Origin of the sequence: Pectobacterium artocarpous, assembly GCF_046159765.1 — a bacterium.
Lineage (GTDB): Bacteria > Pseudomonadota > Gammaproteobacteria > Enterobacterales > Enterobacteriaceae > Pectobacterium.
This window is the reverse complement of record NZ_JBJXVK010000010.1, coordinates 90,929-113,305: the sequence shown is the minus strand read 5'-3', so window position 1 is coordinate 113,305 and position 22,377 is coordinate 90,929. Positions and strand designations below refer to the sequence as shown.

At 51.1% G+C, this 22,377-nt stretch carries 16 protein-coding genes and 1 tRNA gene; 7 read left to right on the top strand and 10 right to left on the bottom strand.

What is annotated here, in order from left to right:
* Positions 1–70 precede the first annotated feature (70 nt).
* From ACKQAD_RS08730 to gmk, 7 genes are all read right to left on the bottom strand, one after another.
* A complete protein-coding gene (locus ACKQAD_RS08730) occupies positions 71–1,762 on the bottom strand; it encodes an AsmA family protein (RefSeq protein WP_409159795.1) in 1,692 nt (563 codons plus the stop codon).
* A gap of 157 nt (positions 1,763–1,919) precedes the next feature.
* Positions 1,920–3,308 (bottom strand): nucleobase:cation symporter-2 family protein, encoded by a 1,389-nt coding sequence (locus ACKQAD_RS08725; protein ID WP_409159794.1) that lies wholly within the window; start codon positions 3,306–3,308, stop codon positions 1,920–1,922.
* A gap of 208 nt (positions 3,309–3,516) precedes the next feature.
* Entirely contained in the window at positions 3,517–5,598 is a 2,082-nt protein-coding gene (recG, locus tag ACKQAD_RS08720; RefSeq protein WP_409159818.1) for an ATP-dependent DNA helicase RecG, read from the bottom strand.
* Complete coding sequence (trmH, locus tag ACKQAD_RS08715; protein ID WP_225086302.1) at positions 5,598–6,290, bottom strand: tRNA (guanosine(18)-2'-O)-methyltransferase TrmH; 693 nt, start codon at positions 6,288–6,290, stop codon at positions 5,598–5,600. The genes recG and trmH overlap by 1 nt, the downstream gene beginning before the upstream one ends.
* 5 nt (positions 6,291–6,295) lie before the next feature.
* Positions 6,296–8,395 carry a bifunctional GTP diphosphokinase/guanosine-3',5'-bis pyrophosphate 3'-pyrophosphohydrolase gene (gene spoT, locus ACKQAD_RS08710; protein WP_409159793.1) on the bottom strand — a complete coding sequence of 700 codons (2,100 nt, stop codon included), beginning with the start codon at positions 8,393–8,395 and terminating at the stop codon, positions 6,296–6,298.
* A gap of 18 nt (positions 8,396–8,413) precedes the next feature.
* The gene (rpoZ, locus tag ACKQAD_RS08705) at positions 8,414–8,689 is read right to left on the bottom strand and encodes a DNA-directed RNA polymerase subunit omega (RefSeq protein WP_005968230.1); all 276 of its coding nucleotides are present in this window, start codon (positions 8,687–8,689) and stop codon (positions 8,414–8,416) included.
* 53 nt (positions 8,690–8,742) lie between these two features.
* Entirely contained in the window at positions 8,743–9,366 is a 624-nt protein-coding gene (gene gmk, locus ACKQAD_RS08700) for a guanylate kinase (RefSeq protein ID WP_409159792.1), read from the bottom strand.
* Between the two features lie 322 nt (positions 9,367–9,688).
* Between gmk and ligB the strand changes: the two genes are divergently transcribed.
* The 4 genes from ligB to ACKQAD_RS08680 all read left to right on the top strand — a co-directional run bounded on the left by ligB (position 9,689) and on the right by ACKQAD_RS08680 (position 14,468).
* A complete protein-coding gene (ligB, locus tag ACKQAD_RS08695; protein WP_409159791.1) occupies positions 9,689–11,386 on the top strand; it encodes an NAD-dependent DNA ligase LigB in 1,698 nt (565 codons plus the stop codon).
* 243 nt (positions 11,387–11,629) lie between these two features.
* Entirely contained in the window at positions 11,630–13,309 is a 1,680-nt protein-coding gene (gene eptB / locus ACKQAD_RS08690) for a kdo(2)-lipid A phosphoethanolamine 7''-transferase (RefSeq protein WP_409159790.1), read from the top strand.
* A 131-nt stretch (positions 13,310–13,440) separates the two neighbouring features.
* Positions 13,441–13,517 (top strand) — tRNA-Pro (locus ACKQAD_RS08685).
* Between the two features lie 420 nt (positions 13,518–13,937).
* Positions 13,938–14,468: an Ail/Lom family outer membrane beta-barrel protein gene (locus ACKQAD_RS08680; RefSeq protein WP_409159789.1), complete on the top strand. Its 531-nt coding sequence runs from the start codon at positions 13,938–13,940 to the stop codon at positions 14,466–14,468.
* 40 nt (positions 14,469–14,508) lie between these two features.
* Here the strand turns inward: ACKQAD_RS08680 and ACKQAD_RS08675 are convergent, their stop codons facing one another.
* Together ACKQAD_RS08675 and ACKQAD_RS08670 are read right to left on the bottom strand one after the other, a co-directional pair.
* Entirely contained in the window at positions 14,509–16,116 is a 1,608-nt protein-coding gene (locus tag ACKQAD_RS08675) for an EAL domain-containing protein (protein WP_409159788.1), read from the bottom strand.
* A gap of 92 nt (positions 16,117–16,208) precedes the next feature.
* Positions 16,209–17,408, bottom strand: coding sequence for a BaiN/RdsA family NAD(P)/FAD-dependent oxidoreductase (locus tag ACKQAD_RS08670; protein ID WP_409159787.1), 1,200 nt, complete (start codon positions 17,406–17,408; stop codon positions 16,209–16,211).
* Between the two features lie 277 nt (positions 17,409–17,685).
* Between ACKQAD_RS08670 and pitA the strand changes: the two genes are divergently transcribed.
* A complete protein-coding gene (pitA, locus tag ACKQAD_RS08665) occupies positions 17,686–19,191 on the top strand; it encodes an inorganic phosphate transporter PitA (RefSeq protein ID WP_409159786.1) in 1,506 nt (501 codons plus the stop codon).
* Between the two features lie 167 nt (positions 19,192–19,358).
* On the opposite strand, the gene uspB is transcribed toward pitA, so the two are convergent.
* Positions 19,359–19,694: a universal stress protein UspB gene (gene uspB, locus ACKQAD_RS08660; protein WP_409159785.1), complete on the bottom strand. Its 336-nt coding sequence runs from the start codon at positions 19,692–19,694 to the stop codon at positions 19,359–19,361.
* 574 nt (positions 19,695–20,268) lie between these two features.
* Here uspB and uspA point away from each other — a divergent pair.
* Together uspA and gdhA are read left to right on the top strand one after the other, a co-directional pair.
* A complete protein-coding gene (uspA, locus tag ACKQAD_RS08655) occupies positions 20,269–20,706 on the top strand; it encodes a universal stress protein UspA (RefSeq protein WP_015842285.1) in 438 nt (145 codons plus the stop codon).
* Between the two features lie 290 nt (positions 20,707–20,996).
* Complete coding sequence (gene gdhA / locus ACKQAD_RS08650; protein WP_409159784.1) at positions 20,997–22,340, top strand: NADP-specific glutamate dehydrogenase; 1,344 nt, start codon at positions 20,997–20,999, stop codon at positions 22,338–22,340.
* Positions 22,341–22,377: the final 37 nt, after the last annotated feature.

The window sequence follows — 22,377 nt, the reverse complement described above, 5'->3', positions numbered from 1 at the left end:
ACGTCATGGTGGATATTCGGATATGTTGAAAACCTGCGTTTTGAAGATCCGCATTTTGGCGATCCGATAGTTACTGCGTTTCTGTCACGGTTCCCTGATGCATTTGCTGTCTGATAGGGCGGTCATTGCTATCCACACCTTGCAGCGTACCGTTTAGTGTCGGCTTCAGCGGCGTATCGGCGGTGAGTCGTCCATTTAACTGCAATTGCAGATTCGTATTACTGGTCGGTGCGGTGGTGGGTTCTGGCCATCCCCAGCGCGTCAGAACCTCCAGAGGCACGGCACGTCCTGTCAGCGACAGGGAGAAATTGCGTGCCGGTTGCTGATTGATGGTCGCTTTGGCTTCCAGCATGCCATTTTGCGTAAATGCGCTGAGTTCATTGATGGTTATCTGGTTGTCGTTGGCCACCAGCGCCATTGAGGGGCGGCGAACATCGACTTTATTGAACGTCGCGTCGCTGGCATTAAGATTAAGCGATCCTTCCCATACCCCCCACTGGTGGTTGCGAGCCAGCAACAGATTACTGCCATAGCCATCCAGTGCGGTGAGCTGGAAGGGGAAATCCGGGTTGATATCGATCAGCAGGTTGCGATTAGCCGTGAATTTTTGCACATTCACTTCTGCCAGCCAAGATGGCAGCGTCGCTTGCCACCGCTGACGCCAGTCGCTGGGGAGTGTGTACTCCATCCCTGCGACAACAAATTCATTCAGCTGTAAACGTCGGTTGCTACGCTGCCAGTTGCCGTTGGTTCGCAGTAAACCCCCTTCCCAGCGCGCAGAAAACTGCTTGATGTTAACGCCCGCCGGTAACAAATCCAGATTCACGATAGGGTCGATAAGGTGCATGTTGCCATTCACAATGTCGGTTGCATTGAACGACAGTGTTCCGCCTTCGCTCTGCCAGTCATTCTGCTTAAACGTGACATTTTGCAGGGCAACATCCAGGTCGATAAACGCCCATCCCGGCCCTTCGATACGGGCATCAATCAGATCAAAACGGTCAACCGTAACGGAAGGCAGTTCAGTAACGGGCTGCCAGAAGGCTTCTGGCGTTCTCTGCGTTTGCAAACGGACATTGCTGAGCCGGAGGTTACCGATCTGCCAACTGCCGTCTTCTGCGCGACTGGCGTTGCCCGTTAGCTGCCCTTGGGCAACATCGGCACCGAAATTGCTAAGAATCAGCTGGTTATGGTTGATTTCGCCCTGAACCAAGACCTGACTGGCAGGAATATCGTTGAGTTCGAGTGAACGGGCGCTGAGCTGGAACTGCCCCTGTTTGCCCAGCAGATAGCCCGCTTCGGGCTGCCACGGTGTCATTCCACCGTTAATCTGTTGACCATTCAGCCGCCAATCGCCGTCTTTCGCCTGCAGTGCCATCGTGCGCAGCTGTAGCACATCGGCCTCGATAGGGAGTGTGGCGGCCTGTGAGGAAAGATTTAGCGTACCGCCTTCTAATTTCAGGCTGGCAAAATGACGCGGATCGGTAATTTGACGCACGCTAAATCCGGCTGAAACCTGCTTTGCAACGAGTGTCGGCGGCTGATTTTTCTGGCCGAAACTGACGTCGCTAAATTGGATATGATCGGCTGTTGACCAGTCATGATTAATTTTGCCCAGTGACAACTGGTAGTCTGTGTTCTGGTTTACCCAATTACTCACCCAGCCTGCCGCCCAACGGGTTTGCAGTAATACGTATACGACCACGAGCGCTAAAAAGGCCAGCAGCAGCAGGGTCAGCAATAATTTCCCGATAAATTTCATCGTGTCAGTCCATGCCAATCGTCAGGGAGAACTGTTCTTATGCCGCAATTTCCCTGAAGGCTCAATAGGTAATGCTGTTACAGACAGTAAAAAGCGAGCGGTATTGCATCACCGTTCGCTTTTACATGAACTGAACAGAAATTATTGCGGGCTGGCGCTATTTTTCTTCGTGTGGGAAGACCAAATTCAGCACGATTGCGGTAATCCCGCCAGCGGCAATACCGGAAGACAGTAACGTTTTAATCCAATCCGGCGCGAATTGCAGAATCAGCGGCTGCTGCGACACGCCAAGACCAACGGCCAGCGACAGCGCAATAATCATGATCGCACGACGATTCAGCGGTTCGCGGGACACAATGCGCACACCGGAAGCGGCGATCGTACCAAACATCACGATAGTGGCACCGCCCAGAACCGGCTCTGGAATATGCTGCACAAATCCGCTAACGGCAGGGAACAGCCCCAGCGCGATCAGCATCAGCGACACCACGAAACCCACATAGCGGCTGGCAACCCCGGTAAGCTGGATGACGCCGTTGTTCTGGCCGAAGCAAGAATTAGGGAAGGTATTGAATACGGCGGAAAGACACGAGTTCAGACCGTTTGCCAGCACGCCGCCTTTTAAGCGTTTCATATACAGCGGGCCTTTGACCGGCTGCTCAGACACGTCGGAGGTCGCGGTGATGTCGCCGATGGTTTCTAACGATGTCACCATGAAGACCAGCATCAGAGGGATCAGCAGGTTCCAGTCAAAGCCTAAACCGTAATACAGCGGCGTGGGCACCATGATGGCCGTATCGTGTTGCGAAGACGTATTTTCCGGCAGCATTCCCATCATCCAGGCACCCAGATAACCCACCGCCATGGCAATCACCAGCGAGGCGACGCGCAGGTAGGGGTTACGCTGGCGATTCAGCAGAATGATAACCAGCAACACCACTCCTGCCAGCAGTAAATTCTTGGGCGCGCCGAAGGTGTTATTCCCCATTGCGGCATAGCCGCCGCCGATAGAAGTCAGGCCGACCTGAATCAGCGACAGACCAATGATCATTACCACAATGCCGGAAACCAGCGGGGTAATGATGCGGCGGGTTAAATGCAGGAAGCGTGAAAGAATGATTTCGGTGAAGGACGCAACCATCAGCGTACCGAACAGCGCTGCCATCATGGTGGGAACATCCGCTCCACCATTTTTCAGCGCCAGTCCGCCCATAATCAGCGGTGTCACAAAGTTAAAGCTGGTGCCCTGAATAGACAGCAGACCAGAGCCGACGGGGCCCCAGGTTTTAATTTGCAGAATAGAGGCTAGGCCGGAAGCGAAAAGCGACATGCTGATGATGCGTTGCGTATCCTGAGCGGGTAAACCTAATGCCTGACAGATCAGTAGCGCGGGAGTAATCACCGCAACAAACATGGCCAACAGATGCTGGCTGGCGGCGAATAGCGTTTGCGGCAGCGGTGGCCTGTCTTCAAGACGATAGATGAGTTCACTGCGCTGAGGTGCGGCGGCGACTTCTGTTTGGGACGTTTCCGTGGTGGTAGTCATGATGTAAGTTGGCGTTCCTGAAACGACAAAGAGCGCATTTTAATGATCTCTTTGTCGAAAGCAAACGTTTGCCAACTCATCTTTTAGACATAGATTTTATCTGAATGAGCAAAACCTTATTATTTAAGTGTATATGCAATGTCATACTTCAGGCTGCATGTGTGTTGGCGGCGAGGTTTTAAGAAAAATGAAGAATACGTTGCTGCTATTAGGCGTTGGTGTAGCGTGCACGCTCTGGTAACCAGCGTTCGATGAGCGCAATGGCATGTTCGGGATAGTGCTCATGCAAGTGGCGTGCAACGCGCTGTACCTGTGGAATCAGGTCCTGATCGCGCAGGAGGTCGGCCACTTTAAACTCGGCATTGCCGGTTTGCCGCGTACCTAATAATTCGCCCGGTCCGCGAATTTCCAGATCGCGCTGAGCGATAACAAAGCCATCGTTGCTATCGCGTAGAACCTGAAGCCGTTTCTGTGAGGTTTTGCTCATTGGCGTTTTGTAGAGCAGTACGCAGTGAGATGCCACCGCGCCTCGCCCGACACGACCACGCAATTGGTGTAACTGCGCCAGACCCAGACGCTCCGGGTTCTCAATGATCATCAGGCTAGCATTCGGTACATCTACACCCACCTCGATGACGGTGGTCGCCACCAGCAGTTGTAGTTCGCCCTGTTTGAAGGCCTTCATCACCGCTTGCTTTTCTTGCGCTTTCATGCGGCCGTGAACCAATCCAACCTTGAGATTCGGCAGAGCTGCCTTCAGTTCTTCGCGGGTGGCTTCTGCTGCCTGTGCTTCCAGAAGATCGGATTCTTCAATCAGTGTACACACCCAATAGGCCTGCCGTCCTTCCTGCTGACAGGCGTTATTCACGCGTTCGATGATGTCGCTACGGCGTGAATCCGGTATGGCAACCGTGGTGACGGGCGTTCTGCCCGGCGGCAGTTCATCAATGACGGACGTATCCAGATCGGCATAGGCTGTCATCGCCAGCGTACGGGGAATCGGTGTAGCAGTCATAATCAGTTGATGAGGATGAAAGCCCTGTTCTTCGCCTTTTTCCCACAGCGCAAGGCGTTGATGTACGCCAAAGCGGTGTTGTTCATCAATAATGACCAATGCCAGCCCGTTGAATTTAACCTGCTGCTGAAAAATGGCGTGCGTTCCGACAACCATGGAAACCTGACCGCTAGCGATGGCATCCTGCTGCGCCTGGCGCGCTTTCCCTTTTTGTTTGCCAGCCAGCCAGCCTACTCCAAGGCCTAATGGCTCAAACCATTGGCGGAAATTATGGGCGTGCTGTTCGGCTAAAAGCTCTGTGGGTGCCATCAGTGCGACTTGTTTGCCGTTGGCAATGGCACGTAATGCTGCCAGCGCAGCGACCAGTGTCTTCCCTGAACCTACGTCGCCCTGCACCAGACGCATCATTGGGAAGTCTTTCGCCATATCCGTTTCAATTTCAGCGACGACACGTTTTTGCGCCTGCGTGGGGGTGAAAGGCAGGGCGGCGAGCAACTGCTGCTTCAAGCTGTCCTGCGCCTGTAGCGGCGAGGCTTTATGCCGCTGTTCCCCTGCCCGCACGGCGAGCATACTCAGGTTATGCGCCAGCAGTTCTTCCATAATCAGCCGCTGCTGTGCTGGGTGCTTGCCGTGTTCCAGCTCGCTGAGCTGCATATCCGGCGGGGGGCGATGTAACGTGCGCAAGGCATCCGGCAAACTAATGAGCGAGCGGCTCAGGGATTCAGGTAACAACTCATCAATGTGGTTGGCATCGAGCAATGCCAATGCCTGATCGGTAAGTTTGCGGAGCGTGGCCTGACGAACACCCTCTGTGGATGGGTAAACCGGAGTAAGCGATTCTTGTAACTCGACCTGCGTACTCTCCCCCTGAACTCGATATTCAGGATGGATAATTTCCGCACCGATTTTACCGCGCTTGATTTCGCCATAAGCGGTAACGCGCTGTCCCGGTGCGAGGCTGTTTTTCATCGCGGCGCTGAAATTAAAGAAGCGCATGGTCAGCATACCGCTGCCGTCGCTGATTTGGCAGGTCAACATGCGACGGCTGCCAAAGGTGATGTCGTTGCGTAGGATTTCACCTTCCACGGTGGCATACATACCAGGAAGGAGGTCGCCAATAGGATAAAGATGCGTGCGATCTTCGTAGCGAAGAGGTAAGTGCAGCAGAAGATCCTGCACGGTTTCCAGCCCGAGTCGCGCGAGCTTCGCTGCCTGACTTGCACCCACGCCGGTAAGTGTACTCAGCGGTTGGGTGTTCAGCAGGCGGCCTTTCATCAGCACTCCGACGATTGCATCGCGGCCCACCACGGGGTATCCGCGACAATCTGACCCTGATGGTCGATATGGGGGCGAGGCAGCCCTTTACGTTTTGCGACGCGTGCCAGTACCGGATAGCCCCCTTCAAAAAGCAGGCGCTGCTGTTCTTCCTCATCCAACGGGCTGTCCTCACGCTGGTACATGCCAGCGATCTGGCGCTGACGCTGCGCTTCGTACAGGATCAGCGCCGAGGCCACGGAGACATTCAGCGATTGCACCATGCCGGTCATCGGAATGATGATATCCCGATCGGCCAGTTTGAGCGCTTCGGCTGTAATACCGGTTTTTTCTTGTCCGAGCAGAATACAGGTCGGGCGGGTGTAATCAATTTCCCGAAAATCGACCGCGTGTTCAGATAAATTGGTCGCCAGAACCTGCATGCCCTCGGCTTTCAGGTGACCAACTGCATCACCGATATTGCGATGGGTTTTCACCTGCACCCAGCTATTACTACCCGCGGCGGAGGAAACCAGCGTTTTCATCCGGCTGGTGGGCCAAATCGCATGAACCTGATGCACACCGACGGCATCCGCGGTACGGATAACGGCAGAAATGTTATGGGGCTTATGCACCTGCTCCATGCAAATCGTCAGATCCGGCTGACGACAGTTCAGCATCTCTTTTATGCGCGCATAACGTTGAGGGGTCATGACGATTAATTTCGATTACGGTTAACTTTGATAACATCCGGCATCACGCGAATTTTACGCATAATATTGGCCAGATGAACGCGATCGAGGGTGGTGAGGCGGATAAAGGCGCTGTATACGCGGCCATCCCTCTCTTCCGTGTTGATACTTTGAATATTGGAATTTGCGGCGTTGATCGCTGCTGTCAGGTTCGCCAGTGCGCCTTGATGGTTGAACATATCGACTTTGATTTCGGCGATGAACTCTTGTTCCGTCACCTTATCCCACTCTACCGCCATGAATTTTTCAGGTTCTTTTTGATAGCCGCGAATGTTGCGACAGGATTCATGGTGAATAACCAGCCCTTTACCGGGGCTGACGTGGGCGATGATTGGGTCGCCAGGGATAGGGCGGCAGCATTTGGCAAAGGAGATCATGACGCCATCTGCGCCTTTGATCGGCAACTTGCGCAGCCCGGTTGTTCCCAGCTCAGATTGTTCGTTCAGCAGATTTTTCGCCACCACGACGCTCATGGCATTACCCATACCAATTTCCGCCATCAGATCGTCCAGCGTAGCGAGCTTCATGCGATCGAGCTCAAGCTGAATAGATTTCTCAGGGATGCCGGAGATCTTACGACCGTTGCCCAGCGCGTGGTTCAGTAAACGGCGGCCAAGACTTACGGAGTCATCACGCTTGAGGTTTTTCAGCATCTGACGGATTTTGGAACGCGCTCTGGAGCTCACCACAAAGTTAAGCCACGCGGCATTCGGTCTGGCGCCTGGCGCGGTAATAATTTCAACGGTTTGGCCGCTGGTGAGCGACTGTGACAGCGGGTAAGGCTGACGATCGACGCGCGCGCCGACGCACGCATGGCCGATATCGGTGTGTACCGCATAGGCGAAATCGACGGGCGTCGCGCCAGCGGGAAGTTCGACAATACGGCCTTCTGGCGTGAAGACGTACATCTCGTCAGGGAAGAGATCGGACTTCACGCTTTCGATAAATTCAAATGAGCTACCAGCGCTTTGCTGGAGTTCTAGCAGGCTTTGCATCCAGCGTTGAGCACGTACCTGTGCGGTGGTGCTGCTTTCGCCTTCTTTATAGGCCCAGTGCGCGGCGACACCCATTTCCGCCATTTGATCCATATCATCAGTGCGAATTTGCACTTCGACCGGCACGCCATGCGGGCCAATCAGAGACGTGTGCAGCGACTGGTAGCCGTTGGCTTTAGGAATGGCGATATAGTCTTTTACCCGACCTGGGCGCGGCTTATACAGGCTGTGAACCTGGCCGAGCACGCGATAGCAGGTATCGACTTCTTTCACGATCACCCGAAACGCGTAAATATCCATGATGGAATGAAAACGCTGCTCTTTCAGGTGCATTTTGCAGTAGATGGAGTACAGGTGCTTCTCGCGACCGCTGACGCGGCAGGCGATCCCGGCTTCCGTCAGACGTCCTTCGATTTCCGACAGGATTTTCTGAATCATTTCCTTGCGGTTACCGCGTGCGGCCTTGACGACCTCTTTAATGACGCGATAACGGTTTGGATACAGCGCCTCAAAACCCAGTTCTTCCAGCTCGGTTTTGAGGTGATGGATACCCAGCCGATGTGCCAGCGGGCTGTATATTTCCAGCGTTTCGCGAGCAATGCGGCGGCGTTTGTCCGGGCGCAATGAGCCCAGCGTGCGCATATTATGGGTACGGTCTGCAAGTTTGATCAGAATGACACGAATATCCTGCACCATCGCCATGATCATTTTGCGAAAGTTTTCAGCCTGCGCTTCTTTCTTATCGCGGAACTTCAGTTTGTCCAGCTTGGAAACGCCTTCTACCAGTTCCGCAACGCTTTTACCGAAAAGCTGTTCCATGTCCTGATAGGTGGCGGGGGTGTCCTCTATGACATCATGCAGCAGTGCCGCCATCAGCGTTTCGTAATCGAGACGCATCTCCGCCAGAATGCAGGCGACGGCAACAGGGTGTGTGATATAGGGTTCACCGCTGGAGCGAGTCTGTCCCTCGTGAGCATCACGTGCAACTAAATAAGCCTGCTGTAAACGTTTGATCTGATCTTCTGGCAAATAACGCTGAATAAGCAGATTAAGGCTTTCAAAAATATACAAGGGCGACTCGTGGTGTGATTAACGACGACCTTCAGCAATCGCGGTAACCGCCTGAATCTCTGCGGCTTCCTGCTCTTGCTGTTCCTGACGGTCACGAACATCCAGAATCTGGTTGTTGATCAGACCTTCTTCGATTTCACGCAGTGCGATCACGGTGTACTTATCGTTTTCTTCAGGAACCAGCGGATCTTTGCCGCCAGTCTGGATTTGACGGGCGCGACGAGCAGCGACCAACACCAGGTCAAAACGGTTACCAATTTTCTCTACAGCATCTTGAACAGTTACGCGTGCCATAATGTGCTACTCCACAGGAAATAAAATGACTGCGCATCATACTGAAAGAGGCGTCAGTCTGCCAATAGTTTGGTGATTAATGCATCATGCCGAATCTGTTGTCTGCTCAAACGCAGACGTTCGGCGCGAATAATGGTTTTCAGATCGAGCAATGCCAGATCGAAATCATCATTCACAATCAGGTAATCATACTCGCCGTAGTGCGTCATTTCAGCCACTGCCTGAGACATACGGCGAGCAATGACTTCATCGCTATCTTGTCCGCGGCCGCGCAGGCGACGAGCGAGCTCTTCTTTTGATGGCGGCAGAATGAAAATACTGCGCGCTTTCGGCATCTGGGCGCGGATTTGCTTGGCCCCTTGCCAGTCGATATCCAGAAAAACATCAACGCCAGTCGCTAATACCTGCTCAATGGCCGGTCGGGATGTACCGTAGTAATTGCCGAAGACTTCAGCGTGCTCCAGAAACTCGTTCTCCTGAATCATACGCTTAAATTCATCGACTTCGACGAAGAAATAGTGTTCGCCGTGATTTTCTCCCGGTCGTTTAGCTCGAGTAGTATGCGAAATTGATACCTGAGTGTCGTAAAGCGGCTGAGTTTTTAATAACGCCTGAATCAGGCTGGATTTCCCGGCTCCACTGGGAGCAGAAACGATATATAACGTGCCTTGAGCCATAATGAAGTTTTATTCATGGTTACGATGGTGAATGTCGATACGCAGCAGGAGAATGCGTATATCCCCGCATTATACACGCCAATATGTCATCAGTCGCGTTACGGTAAATTCTCCGCTGATTGTTTTTTCGTTATGTCATCAGGCAAATCGTTTGCCAACGTTTGTTTTTTAGATTGCGAGGCGTGTTCCTTCCTTTTTTACATGAGTAGCAAATGATGAATCATCTTGCGGCGCGTTTGGCATTTCTCCTTTTTTCGCCTCGCATTTTCCCCTCTGTTGCTATGTACTGCGGCCATTCGCTACTGGATGATAAGAGGGAGTTATGTGGCTCAGGATCAGAGCATTTTTGATTATCTTCGTGGTTGGAAGCAGTAGTTTCCCTGTGGCTGGTGCGGTGTGCCCCGATTGGGATAACACGCGTTCCAGCAAAGAAATTGATGCATTACGTCATCAGTTAGAACGGTGGGATTACTTGTATTATACAGAAGGGAAAAGCCCGGTAGCCGATGATGTTTATGATCAACTGCGGGAACAACTAAACCTGTGGTTAGGTTGTTTTCAGCCCCAAAACGTTGTTCCTGTCCGGTTACCCGATCATGGCAAGCAGCTTCACCCTGTTGCCCATACGGGATTGAAAAAATTGTCCGATCGCGGGCAGTTGGTACAATGGATTGCCCAGCGTGAGGATTTATGGATTCAGCCAAAAGTGGATGGTGTGGCTGTTACGCTAGTCTATCAGCACGGTAAGCTCATGTCCGCGGTTAGCCGGGGTAACGGCCTGCAAGGTGAAGACTGGACGGAAAAAGTTCGCCTGATTCCGGGAATCCCTCATTTATTGACCGATGCGCCTTCCTTACTGGTATTACAAGGAGAGCTTTTCCTGAAGATGACCGATCATCGACAGCGTATTCAGGGCGGTGTGAATGCACGCTCGGTCGTGGCCGGTGAAATGCGTCGTCATCAGCCATCTTCTGTGTTGTCGCAGATGGGGCTGTTTATCTGGGAATGGCCGGATGGCCCAATGACGATGCCCGAACGTCTGGAGAAATTGAAGGAAATGGGGTTTGCCATGACGGCGGACTATACCCACGCTATTGGGTCATTCGCTGACGCGGAAAAATGGCGTTATCACTGGTATCACAACCCGCTGCCCTTCGTGACGGATGGTGTGGTTATCCGCCAGACTAAAGAGCCGCTGGGGCGCTATTGGCGTAATACATCGGCCGATTGGGCGATCGCGTGGAAATATCCGCCTGTTCACCAGGTTGCGGAAGTCACTGATGTCGTATTTTCTGTAGGGCGGACGGGTAAGATCGCCGTGGTGTTAAAACTTAATCCTCTGAAACTGGATGACAAGTCGGTCAGTCGGGTGAATGTAGGCTCTCTGTCTCGTTGGAAACAGTGGGACGTGTTGCCCGGCGATCGGGTGAGCGTCAGTCTGGCTGGGCAGGGGATTCCACGTCTGGATAATGTCGTGTGGCGGGGGACTGAACGGCCAACCATCGTTCCCCCCAGTGAGCATAATTTCCATGCTTTTAGCTGTTTTCGGTATAGTGTGGTTTGCCAGCAGCAATTTCTGGCTCGCTTAGTCTGGTTGAGTGGAGAGCACGGGTTAAATCTGGCGGGCATGCGTGACGGGATGTGGCTGCGCCTGATGCAGCATGGTTTACTGGAAGATGTGCTGTCATGGCTATCTCTTACGGAGGCACAGCTTAATGTGGTCAATGGTATGGGCGATAAGCGGGCGCGAGATATCTATCAGCGCTTGCAGTCAGCACGGCTGATGCCGTTATCTCGCTGGCTACTTGCGCTGGGCCTCCCTGTTCCCCGTTCTGCAATTAGCACCTTGGGTCAGGTGGATTGGCTCACGTTACGGCAATGGACGGCGCAACAGTGGCTACAGATCTCTGGTATTGGAGAACGGCGTGCAGAAGAGATTATGGCGTTCCTGAAGCATCCCACCGTGGTGGAATTTATTGCCCGATTAGTTCGTGAGGGCATAATAGATAAGCGGTACTGATTCTTCAGAACAAGTTGGGATCGTACTTTTTATTTTTTCGTGGATTCATTCACATAAAAGGGCCGTTTTTTCTTTTTTTCACTTAAATATAAGTGAAATTTACTAATTAAACGGTTAAATCCTATTTGCTGTTTTGCGATATAAAATGCCCGAGAGTCTGGTTATTTCCTTGAACTCAGGCATAGGGATGTTGTCGTATAGCTTCAGATAATAAGAAAGGTTTTGTTGGAGCACTTGTCAATAATGAAGTTTGTAGCATCTTTTTCGCAACCCAAATTGTCGTTTGTCCTGGCGGTCTATATTGGTCTTTTTCTAAATATATCAGTGTATTATCGTCGATTTGACTATTTTTTGCTCTCTACTGGTAACCAGGTTCCAACGTTTATTCCCGCTCTTGTCGAATTGACGGCGAGTATCTTATTTACCTTTTTCCTAATGAGAATTATTTCACTCGGGGGACGTCGTTTTTATCGGATTATCGCTTCTCTCCTGGTGCTGATTTCCGTTGCTGCTAGCTATTACATGACGTTTTTTAATGTCGTGATCGGCTATGGCATCATTGCTGCGGTCATGACCACAGATATCGATCTTTCTAAAGAAGTTATCGGTTTTCGTTTTTTCCTGTGGATGCTGGCGGTGAGTGCACTACCACTCTTTTTGATCTGGAAGAATTCGCTGCGCCATACGCTGATCGAACAGCTTAAATCGCCGGGAAAGCGTTTGATTCCTCTTCTGGTTCTTGTCGCCGTCGTTGCGCTGGTTTGGATGCCGCTTCGCTATATGGACAACATTCAGTCGGTGTCCGAGCGGGAATCTAATGTGGATTTGCCGAGCTATGGCGGCGTAGTCGCTCACTCGTATCTTCCTTCCAACTGGTTGTCTGCTTTAGGGTTATTTGCTTACACCAAGTATGGCGAGAGTCAGGATTCTTCCAATCTGTTCGATCCTGCTCAGCATTTCACCTATGTTCCGCCGAAAGGCATTGATGATACCTACGTGATTTTCATTATCGGTGAAACAACCCGCTGGGATCATATGGGGCTATTAGGCTACGAGCGGGATACGACGCCAAAGCTATCGAAAGAAAAAAATCTGGTCGCTTTCCGTGGTCAGTCATGTGATACCTCAACCAAGCTTTCCATGCGCTGTATGTTTGTGCGAGAAGGCGGTACGGAAGACAACCCGCAGCGAACGCTGAAAGAGCGGAATATCTTTGCCATACTGAAAGAACTGGGCTTTACCTCCGAGCTGTTTGCCATGCAAAGTGAGGTGTGGTTCTACAATAGCATTGAGGCGAACAACTACTCTTTCCGCGAAATGATTGCGTCAGAGAAACACAATGACGGTAAATCGGTGCAGGACATGTTGCTGGTTGATGAGGTCAAGGAGTCACTGGCACGCTATCCCAAAGGTAAGCACCTGATTGTGTTGCATACCAAAGGTTCTCACTACCTGTATTCCATGCGTTATCCTCGCAGTTATGCGCGCTATCAACCAGAGTGTATGGGCGTGGATGCCTCCTGTACGCGCGAGCAGTTGATTAATGCTTTCGATAATAGCGTGCTGTATACCGATAGCTTTATTGATAGCGTGATCGATCAGGTTCGGGATAAGAAAGCGATCGTGTTTTATGCTTCCGATCACGGCGAATCGATTGATGAGAACTACCATTTGCACGGCACACCACGTGAGATGGCACCGCCTGAGCAGTTCCGTTCACCGATGATGGTATGGACCTCGGATAAATTTTTGGCTGACACTGATAATCTGCATGCGTTTGAGCAGTTGAAAGCGCAACAGCGCGTTGGCAAAACACATCGCCATGAAGAGCTGTTTGACACGATTCTCGGCTGTCTGGGATACACGTCGCCTGACGGCGGTATTAACCCTAAAAATAACTGGTGTCAGAGACCTGCTAATTGATATGAATCACGGACAAGGACGTCGGTTTCACGCTGTCAATACAAGGGATGGACACTTTAACGGCAGCCGAAATCCTTTTGCTAAAAAGGTATTGACGCTTCAATAGGGTAGCAGTAAGATGCGCCCGCATTCGGCGAGTAGCGCAGCTTGGTAGCGCAACTGGTTTGGGACCAGTGGGTCGGAGGTTCGAATCCTCTCTCGCCGACCAATTTTCTTCCTCAGTAAAAAAATCGTTCCTCGTTCGTCTCCTCTTGTAACATCGTCTATTCACACTACTCGTTTATAAAACAGTTTGCTTATAAGAACCGTCTTTTGTCAAATTAGTCCTTTGTAAAAATAGGGTTTTGTATCGACCTTTTCTTGCATCGTTTATTGCTATATTTCCCTTGCTTTGAGTTCAGAATGTTCCCAAAAACTGAACAATAAATCGGGTGTTAATTATCCTTTTTGTTATTTATCTTTTTGTTTTCTAACGGTTAAAATAAAAACATTGGAGTTGTTTAAAAATAAGACTGACTTTACCTCGACGTATTTAAATGTAAGTTTATGTGCGCTCAACATTCGCGATATTTATATATCCGCTGTGTTGAAACCGTCTTTTTATTCAAACATGGAAGATGTTTCGATCATGAAAAAAACAACACTGCTGCTTTCCACGCTGATTGCTTGCGCCATGGGAATGTCTGTTGCTCAGGCAACACAAACGGTATCTTTGGGTTATGCTCAGGCGAAAGTCGATGACTTTAAAGATCCAAAAGGGATTACAGCCAAATACCATTATCAAGGTGATTCTGCTCTTGGCATTATTGGTTCTTTCACTTATCTGGGAGCAAAAGAAGATTATTATGATCGTGACTTCAACTCCAATGACACGACTAAACTTAAATACTATTCCTTGATGGCTGGCCCATCCTACCGCTTTAACGACTATGTCAGCGTTTATGGTTTAGCGGGTGTTGGTCATGGGAAAGTGGACTGGAAATACGATTACGGTACTTTTGCTGATTCCGGAAGTGAGAAAGAGACCCGCTTTGCTTATGGTGCCGGTATTCAAATTACGCCAGTAGCCAACTGGGCGATTGATATTGGCTACGAAGGCACGAAGATTTATGAAACGCGTGTAGATGCCTTTAATATTGGCGTCGGCTATCGTTTCTGATTGATCTGGCATAGAAAACCGGTGGACATGTTTCCGCCGGTTAGTCATTCTTCTTCCCCTCTTTATTTTTCATCATAAAGCTCTCTATCGATTTATTGCCATTGTAGTGAAGCCAGACGAGAAACGATTCATTGTCCATCGGCTTAGCGTAAAGGAACCCCTGAATATATTTGACGCCACGTCGCTGTAAATACATCAACTGTTGCTCGGTTTCTACGCCTTCCGCTACGGATTGAAGCTTGATGCGATGGCTCAGATTAATAATGGCATCAAGAATAGGTGCTTCTTCATCCGGTGATGAAATGGCGCTAACGAATCCCTGGTCTATTTTCAGGAAATCCAGCGGGAAATTTTGCAGGTAAGAGAGGGAACAGTGTCCGGTGCCAAAGTCATCAATGGCAATCATAAAGCCATCTTCACGCAGCTGATGCAGGCGCTGTATGATTTCAGGGCCGTTACTGATGAGGTTACGTTCTGTCAGTTCCAGCGTAATGCTTAATGAATGAGAGGCGATCTTCTCTGCGAAGCGGTGTACGTCTGAAACAAAATTGGGGTGATGCAAGTGCTCGGCTGCAACGTTGAGCCCCAGATGAAACCCCGGTTTTACCTGCCAACTGGCAATATCTGACGCCACCAGATCAAATACATGCCGGGTGATGGGAATAATCATACTTTCTGCTTCAGCGGCCGAGATAAATATATCGGGTCTGATCCACTTCCCATTGCTGCGTCGCCAGCGCAGTAATGTCTCAACGCCGGTGCAGGTTCGCGATTCTGCATCATAGATGGGTTGGTAATAGACGGAAAACTCGCCGTTAGCGATGCCCTTACGGATTTCGTCGCGGAATAATAATTTACGTTTTTGCCAGTACCACATCGCCGTCGTGAACAGCAAAGAGAGAATAATCGCCAGTGGCAGAAACGTGAAGAATGCCTGCTTCCAGTTTGTTATTTCTTGAGAGGCGGGGGCGGTGACATTGAGGGTTATCGGGAAGCGATTCGATTTGATTTCAAACGCAGAGGTAGAAAATAGGCCAGTACGGGGCGTAATCGCCGGGCCAGTTTGAATTGGGTGCCCGTTATCCATTTGCAGGATAAGCTGGTAATCGCGAATTTTGCTTATCGCCATCATGGGGTCGATCAGATATTGCGCATCGACCATGGCGTAAGCGCCGTAATCCATAAGAGGCATCTGGACGAAGATCAGCGCCGGGCGTTCTTTCACGTTGTCGGAGCCTGCAATTGACAGGCTCCAGCGTTCAGAATAGCGCTCTGGGAGCGGCTGTAGAATGACGCGATTCATTGGCGTCAGCGTGTTGCCAAATGTTGAAGAGCAATAGACCTCGGTATTATGGATCACGCCGATTGAGCGAAAGTAAGAAAAGACCGAACCTAGGCGTTGCAGTTCGTCGCCGATGGCGTCGCAGGGCTGACCATGAAAGGGCTGGAGACGGTCTACCATTTTCCATGCTTGTGTCGAGATATTCTCGGCATGATTCATCGCGATTTGCGCAGTGGATTCCAAATCACGCTTTACCATTAACCTGGATTCAACAAACGTGAACAGCAATCCAAGCAGCAACGGCAGCATGCCGGCAACCAGTAGCTGCAACAGATTGATGTTATGTTTGCTACGTCTGGGACTCATCCACATCTCCTTTCTGGCAGTAGAGGCCTATGTAGAGACGTCCTTTTCTCCGTAAATTAAAGGAGAGTGCTGAATAGAGGTTATTATAGTGCCTATTTGCAGAAAGGCAGCGCCTGCGCACATGCCCATGCTGAACTCCATGCCCATTGGAAGTTATAGCCACCGAGCCAGCCGGTCACATCAACGACTTCACCAATGAAATACAGCTCCGGCACCGCGTTGGCTTCCATCGTTTTGGAGGACAGCGCGCGGGTGTCAACGCCGCCGATGGTCACTTCGGCCGTGCGATAGCCTTCTGTACCGTTTGGCTGTATACGCCACTGTTGCAGGCTCTGCTCAATCTGCGTTTGCTGTGTGCTGTTGAGCTGCTTCAGCGTGACGTCCGGCAGTTGCCCTAACGCTTGCAGGCATTCAACCAGTCGCTTAGGCAGCCACTGCGCCAGCGTGTTTTTCAGACTTTGGTTTGGGTGCGCGGTGCGCTCATCGTTGATGAGCTGGGTGAGATCGCGATCGGGCAGCAAGTTGATGGTGACGAATTCACCCGCCTGCCAATAGCTGGAAATCTGCAAAATAGCGGGGCCAGATAGCCCACGGTGCGTAAACAGGATGTTTTCACGGAACGTCACGCCATTTTCTGCGGTGACGACGGTAGGCACGGAGACGCCGGAGAGGGTTTGTAATTGTTCGAGCAGCGGCTTGTGCAGCGTAAATGGCACCAGTGCTGCGCGAGTTGGGAGCACGTTGATGCCGAACTGTGCGGCAAGTTGGTAGCCAAACGGCGTCGCACCCAGGCCGGGCATCGACAGACCGCCGCAGGCAACGACCAACGATGCGCTTTGGAATGCTGTGCCGTTGCTTAGCTGGACGGTGAACAGATCGTCTGATTTCTCCACCGAGGTAACTTCACTGCGCAGACGGAGGGTGACGTTCGCCTGCCCACATTCTGTTACCAGCATGTCCACGATTTGCTGCGCGGAATCATCGCAAAATAACTGGCCGAGCGTTTTCTCGTGATAAGCGATGTGGTGGCTGTTGACCAGACTGATGAAATCCCATTGGGTATAACGCGCCAGTGCCGATTTACAAAAGTGAGGATTGTGAGAGAGATAGGCCGCTGGCTCTGCATACATATTGGTAAAGTTGCAGCGACCGCCGCCGGACATCAATATTTTCCGGCCAGCTTTCTTGCCGTTATCGAGCAGTAGAACACGCAGTCCGCGTTGTCCTGCCTGTGCCGCGCAAAACATGCCTGCTGCACCGGCACCGATGATGACAGCGTCAAACTGTTCCACAATGCATTTCTCCGATGAGTGATTTTATCTTCTTGGATTGCCACAGGCTGAAAGCCGTAAGGCGGCAAATTGTAGTGTTGGTTTTTGTTCGATACCAGTGTAACAATTTGAGAATTTTAGTAAAAATATATAATTATTTGATTTTTATTGATTAAGTGATTCCCCCTCCGATCCCCATCACAGATTAAGTCAAAAAAATGTCATATTTTGCTTTTCCCAACCCCTGCTTGTCGCCGATAATGCGCCGCGTTCATGACCACTAAATGGCCTAACGTTTATGCTACATTTATTTGCCGGACTGGATTACTACACCGGCCTGATGTTGATACTGGCTTTGTTATTTGTACTTATGTATGAAGCCATTAACGGTTTTCACGATACCGCGAATGCCGTTGCTACTGTTATTTATACCCGCGCCATGCGCGCAGAGTTTGCCGTTGTTATGGCGGGTATCTTTAATTTCTTCGGTGTTCTGCTGGGCGGCCTGAGCGTAGCCTATGCAATTGTTCACCTTCTCCCCACGGATTTACTGCTGAACGTGAGTTCGGCGCACGGTCTGGCCATGGTATTTTCCATGCTGCTGGCCGCCATTATCTGGAATCTGGGTACCTGGTATTTTGGTATTCCCGCCTCCAGTTCTCACACGCTGATCGGCTCCATTATCGGTATTGGTTTGACTAACGCGCTACTGACGAATACCTCCGTCGTCGATGCGTTGAACGTGCCGAAAATGATCAGTATTTTCCTGTCGCTGCTGCTATCGCCGATTGTCGGCATGGTGGTTGCGGGCCTGATGCTGCTGCTGTTGCGTCGGTTCTGGAACAACAGTAAAAAGCGTAAGCGTGTGCACCTGACGCCTGTCGATCGCGAAAAGCAGGACGGCAAGCGTAAGCCGCCATTCTGGACGCGCACCGCGCTGATTTTATCGGCGATTGGCGTGAGCTTTTCTCACGGGGCAAACGACGGTCAGAAAGGTATCGGCTTGATTATGCTGGTGCTGATTGGCGTTGCGCCAGCTGGGTTCATTGTCAACATGAACGCGTCTGGCTATGACATCAGCCGTACCCGCGATGCTGTTGTTAATTTGCAGGAATACTACAGGCAGCATGGCGATGCATTGGCACATGTTATCGACCTGTCTCCCCCAGTGATTCCTGCGACGGAAAACACGATTCCCGGCAACGGTCAGAAAGCGTTCCACTGTGACAGTTCGCGTGTGATTATTGCGATCGAGCATACACAGGGCCTGCTGAATAACCTGAAAAGTTACGACCAGTTAAACCCTGACGATCGTAGCCGTGTGCGTCGTCTGCTGATGTGTATCTCGGACACGATGGATCGGGTGATCAAGCTGCCAGAGACATCGGGTGAAGATAAACGCTACCTGAGCAACCTGCGCAAAGACATGTTGCAGACGGTTGAGTATGCGCCTCTCTGGATTATTGTCGCTGTCGCATTGGCGCTGTCTTTAGGCACGATGGTGGGCTGGAAACGCGTAGCGGTAACTATCGGTGAGAAGATTGGCAAGAAAGGCATGACCTACGCACAGGGCGTTTCGGCGCAGGTGACGGCGGCTCTGTCGATTGGTGTTGCCAGCTACACTGGCATGCCGGTTTCCACCACGCACGTATTGTCCTCGGCGGTTGCCGGGACGATGATTGCCGACGGCGGTGGTGTACAGGGCAAAACGATAAGAAGCATTCTGCTGGCTTGGGTATTGACGCTACCTATCTCGATGCTGATGTCCGGTACGTTGTACTGGCTGGCGTTGAAGCTGATCTAACCGTCATAAAAAAAGGCGATTCTGTGGGGAATCGCCTTTTTACTTTTTATCGACGTTCATGGTGTTAATACCGATGATGGTGTTAATAACAATTTTTATGTTAATAACAATGCTTGTGTTAGCAACAATGACTACGCTAATACCCGTGATCGTGTCAGTCCCGACGCTTAATACCACATCATCATGGCAACCAGACTGATGACGATGAGGCCGCACAGGGCGGTCGTGAGCAGGAACTGTCCCCGCACTCGCTCGCAGCGGCGAATAAATTCCGGGTCGTGGTGATCAAGATAGCGTTGTGCGTAGATGTAGCGTACCAGCCGAATTTGCTTACTTGGCTGACCATGCGATGTAAAAAACCCTCCTCCGTCAACGTATTGGTAAAGCAGCGGGTCACAGTCACGCAAAACCAGTAGTAACACGCGCAATGAAGAGTAGTACCGCGCCATATTGATGATGCAGACGATACATAAAGCCCAGAAAAGCGCAAATGTACTAATCATGCTTCCCTCCCGGTCGTTCTATTCGTCAGATAGGGTGGCGACACATTTCCCGTTACCCACCCGTGGAAGATGACAAGCGTTACGATTATCCGCGACGCAGATCTACGACATTTGTTTGCGATGTTTTTCTACGAACGAATGTTTTTCTATGAACGAATAGTTATGCCACGCGCTTGTGCACGATTTTATTGTCATTGTGGATAGCCAACAGCATCACGGCTAGCCCCGTTCTCGTGTTTCATCCCAGGGGGAGCGGACAGGCTCGTTGCCCCCTACTTGTAGTGTAGAAGAAGAATGTTCTTTTGTGCCAGAGAGGCAGGGGCAAGCGGCATGAAGGACGATTTTCGGCGAGATAATGCCCTTTCCGAAAGGAGAAGCTGCGCGATTTAACTGTGAAAAGGAGCGGTTTCTACTACACTTATCAATAGAATTAACAGGTTTAAAAACGGGTTGTGATCGACTGAACAGTCCGATAGTGCGGATGAGTGTTATTCTATAATCCGCTGTTAAGTATCAGATTGGCAGGAGAAATAGCTGCTAACCCTTAATTAGTCTTTACGGAAGGAGTCTTATTATGGCTTACAAACACATCCTTATTGCTGTTGACCTTTCTCCAGAAAGCAAAGTGTTAGTGGAAAAAGCCGTTTCAATGGCAAGACCGTACAATGCGAAAGTCTCGTTAATCCACGTTGATGTGAACTACTCCGATCTCTACACGGGGCTTATCGACGTCAATCTGGGCGACATGCAACAGCGTATCTCCGAAGAAACCCAGAACGCGTTGACCGAACTGTCACAGAATGCGGGCTACCCCATCAGCGAGACGCTGAGTGGCAGCGGCGATTTAGGACAAGTGCTGGTTGATGCCATTAAGAAATATGACGCCGATCTGGTGCTATGCGGCCACCATCAGGACTTCTGGAGCAAACTAATGTCTTCGGCGCGCCAACTGATTAATACCGTGCATGTCGATATGCTCATCGTGCCGTTGCGTGATGATGAAGATGAATAAAAATTAGCTTTTTTTGCATTTTTTTTCAGTGATAAAAGGCACGGCTTTGAGCTGTGCCTTTTGTTGTATAACAAAAGCTTATGTAACCCCCACCTTCCTAAAATGCAGAAAAACCCTTCCTATCTCATTGGATTATAAAGTTTATCTGAAAATAAAACACTTGCTTAAATATCCATCGCCAGTGCTATAGTCCCAAGGACACAACATCATTTTCACCGATCCCACAAGCTTCTGCGTGTCTAAAAATAAAGAAGCAGAAGGGAGCTTATTCGTTCAATCAGGAGCTGTTCATGGCACAAATCGTATCTCTGGCAAGTTTTCTTGATTCTGTTCAACAACGCGATCCGCATCAGCCTGAATTTCTACAGGCCGTTAATGAAGTGCTTTCTACTCTGTGGCCTTTTCTGGAGCAGAATCCTCATTATGCGGATTACAGCCTGCTGGAGCGATTGGTAGAACCGGAACGTGTGATTCAGTTTCGCGTCGCGTGGACGGACGACAAAGGTCAGGTGCAGGTGAACCGCGCCTGGCGTGTCCAGTTCAGCTCTGCGATCGGGCCGTACAAAGGCGGTATGCGTTTCCACCCATCCGTTAACCTGTCGATTCTGAAATTCCTCGGATTCGAGCAGACGTTTAAGAATGCGCTGACGACGCTGCCAATGGGCGGTGGGAAAGGCGGCTCGGACTTTAACCCGAAAGGGAAAAGCCAGGGTGAAATCATGCGTTTCTGTCAGGCGCTGATGACGGAACTGTATCGTCATCTGGGTGCGGATACGGACGTTCCGGCGGGCGACATTGGCGTGGGTGGCCGCGAAGTCGGTTTCATGACCGGCATGATGAAGAAGCTGACCAACAACACCGCGTGCGTCTTCACCGGTAAAGGGCTGTCGTTCGGCGGCAGCCTGATTCGCCCTGAAGCAACGGGCTACGGCCTGATCTACTTCACGGAAGCGATGCTGAAACGCCACGGTCTGGGCTTTGAAGGTATGCGTGTTGCCGTGTCCGGTTCGGGCAATGTGGCGCAGTATGCGATTGAAAAAGCGATGGAACTGGGCGCGCGCGTGGTTACGGCATCGGATTCTAACGGCACGGTGGTGGATGAAAACGGGTTTACCCCAGAGAAACTGGCGCTGCTGGAAGAGATCAAAAATAAACGCTATGGCCGCGTGGAAGATTATGCGCGTGAAGCGAAACTGACTTACCTCGCAGGCAAAACGCCGTGGGAAGTGCCGGTAGACATCGCGCTGCCGTGCGCCACGCAGAATGAGCTGGATCTGCCAGCGGCACAGACGCTGATTGCTAATGGTGTGAAAGCCGTGGCAGAAGGCGCTAACATGCCAACCACGATCCCAGCCACCGATGCGTTCCTGGATGCCGGCGTGCTGTTTGCGCCGGGCAAAGCGGCCAACGCTGGCGGCGTGGCGACATCCGGGCTGGAAATGGCGCAGAACGCGGCACGTTTGGGCTGGAAAGCCGAGAAGGTGGATGCGCATCTGCATCACATCATGCTGGATATTCACAGTGCGTGTGTGCAGTACGGCGGTGAAGACAGCCAGACTAACTACGTGCGCGGTGCTAACGTCGCGGGCTTTGTCAAAGTAGCCGACGCGATGCTGGCGCAGGGCGTGGTGTAATCCGCCATCCAGGGTTTACCCTTGCCGCAGAATAAAG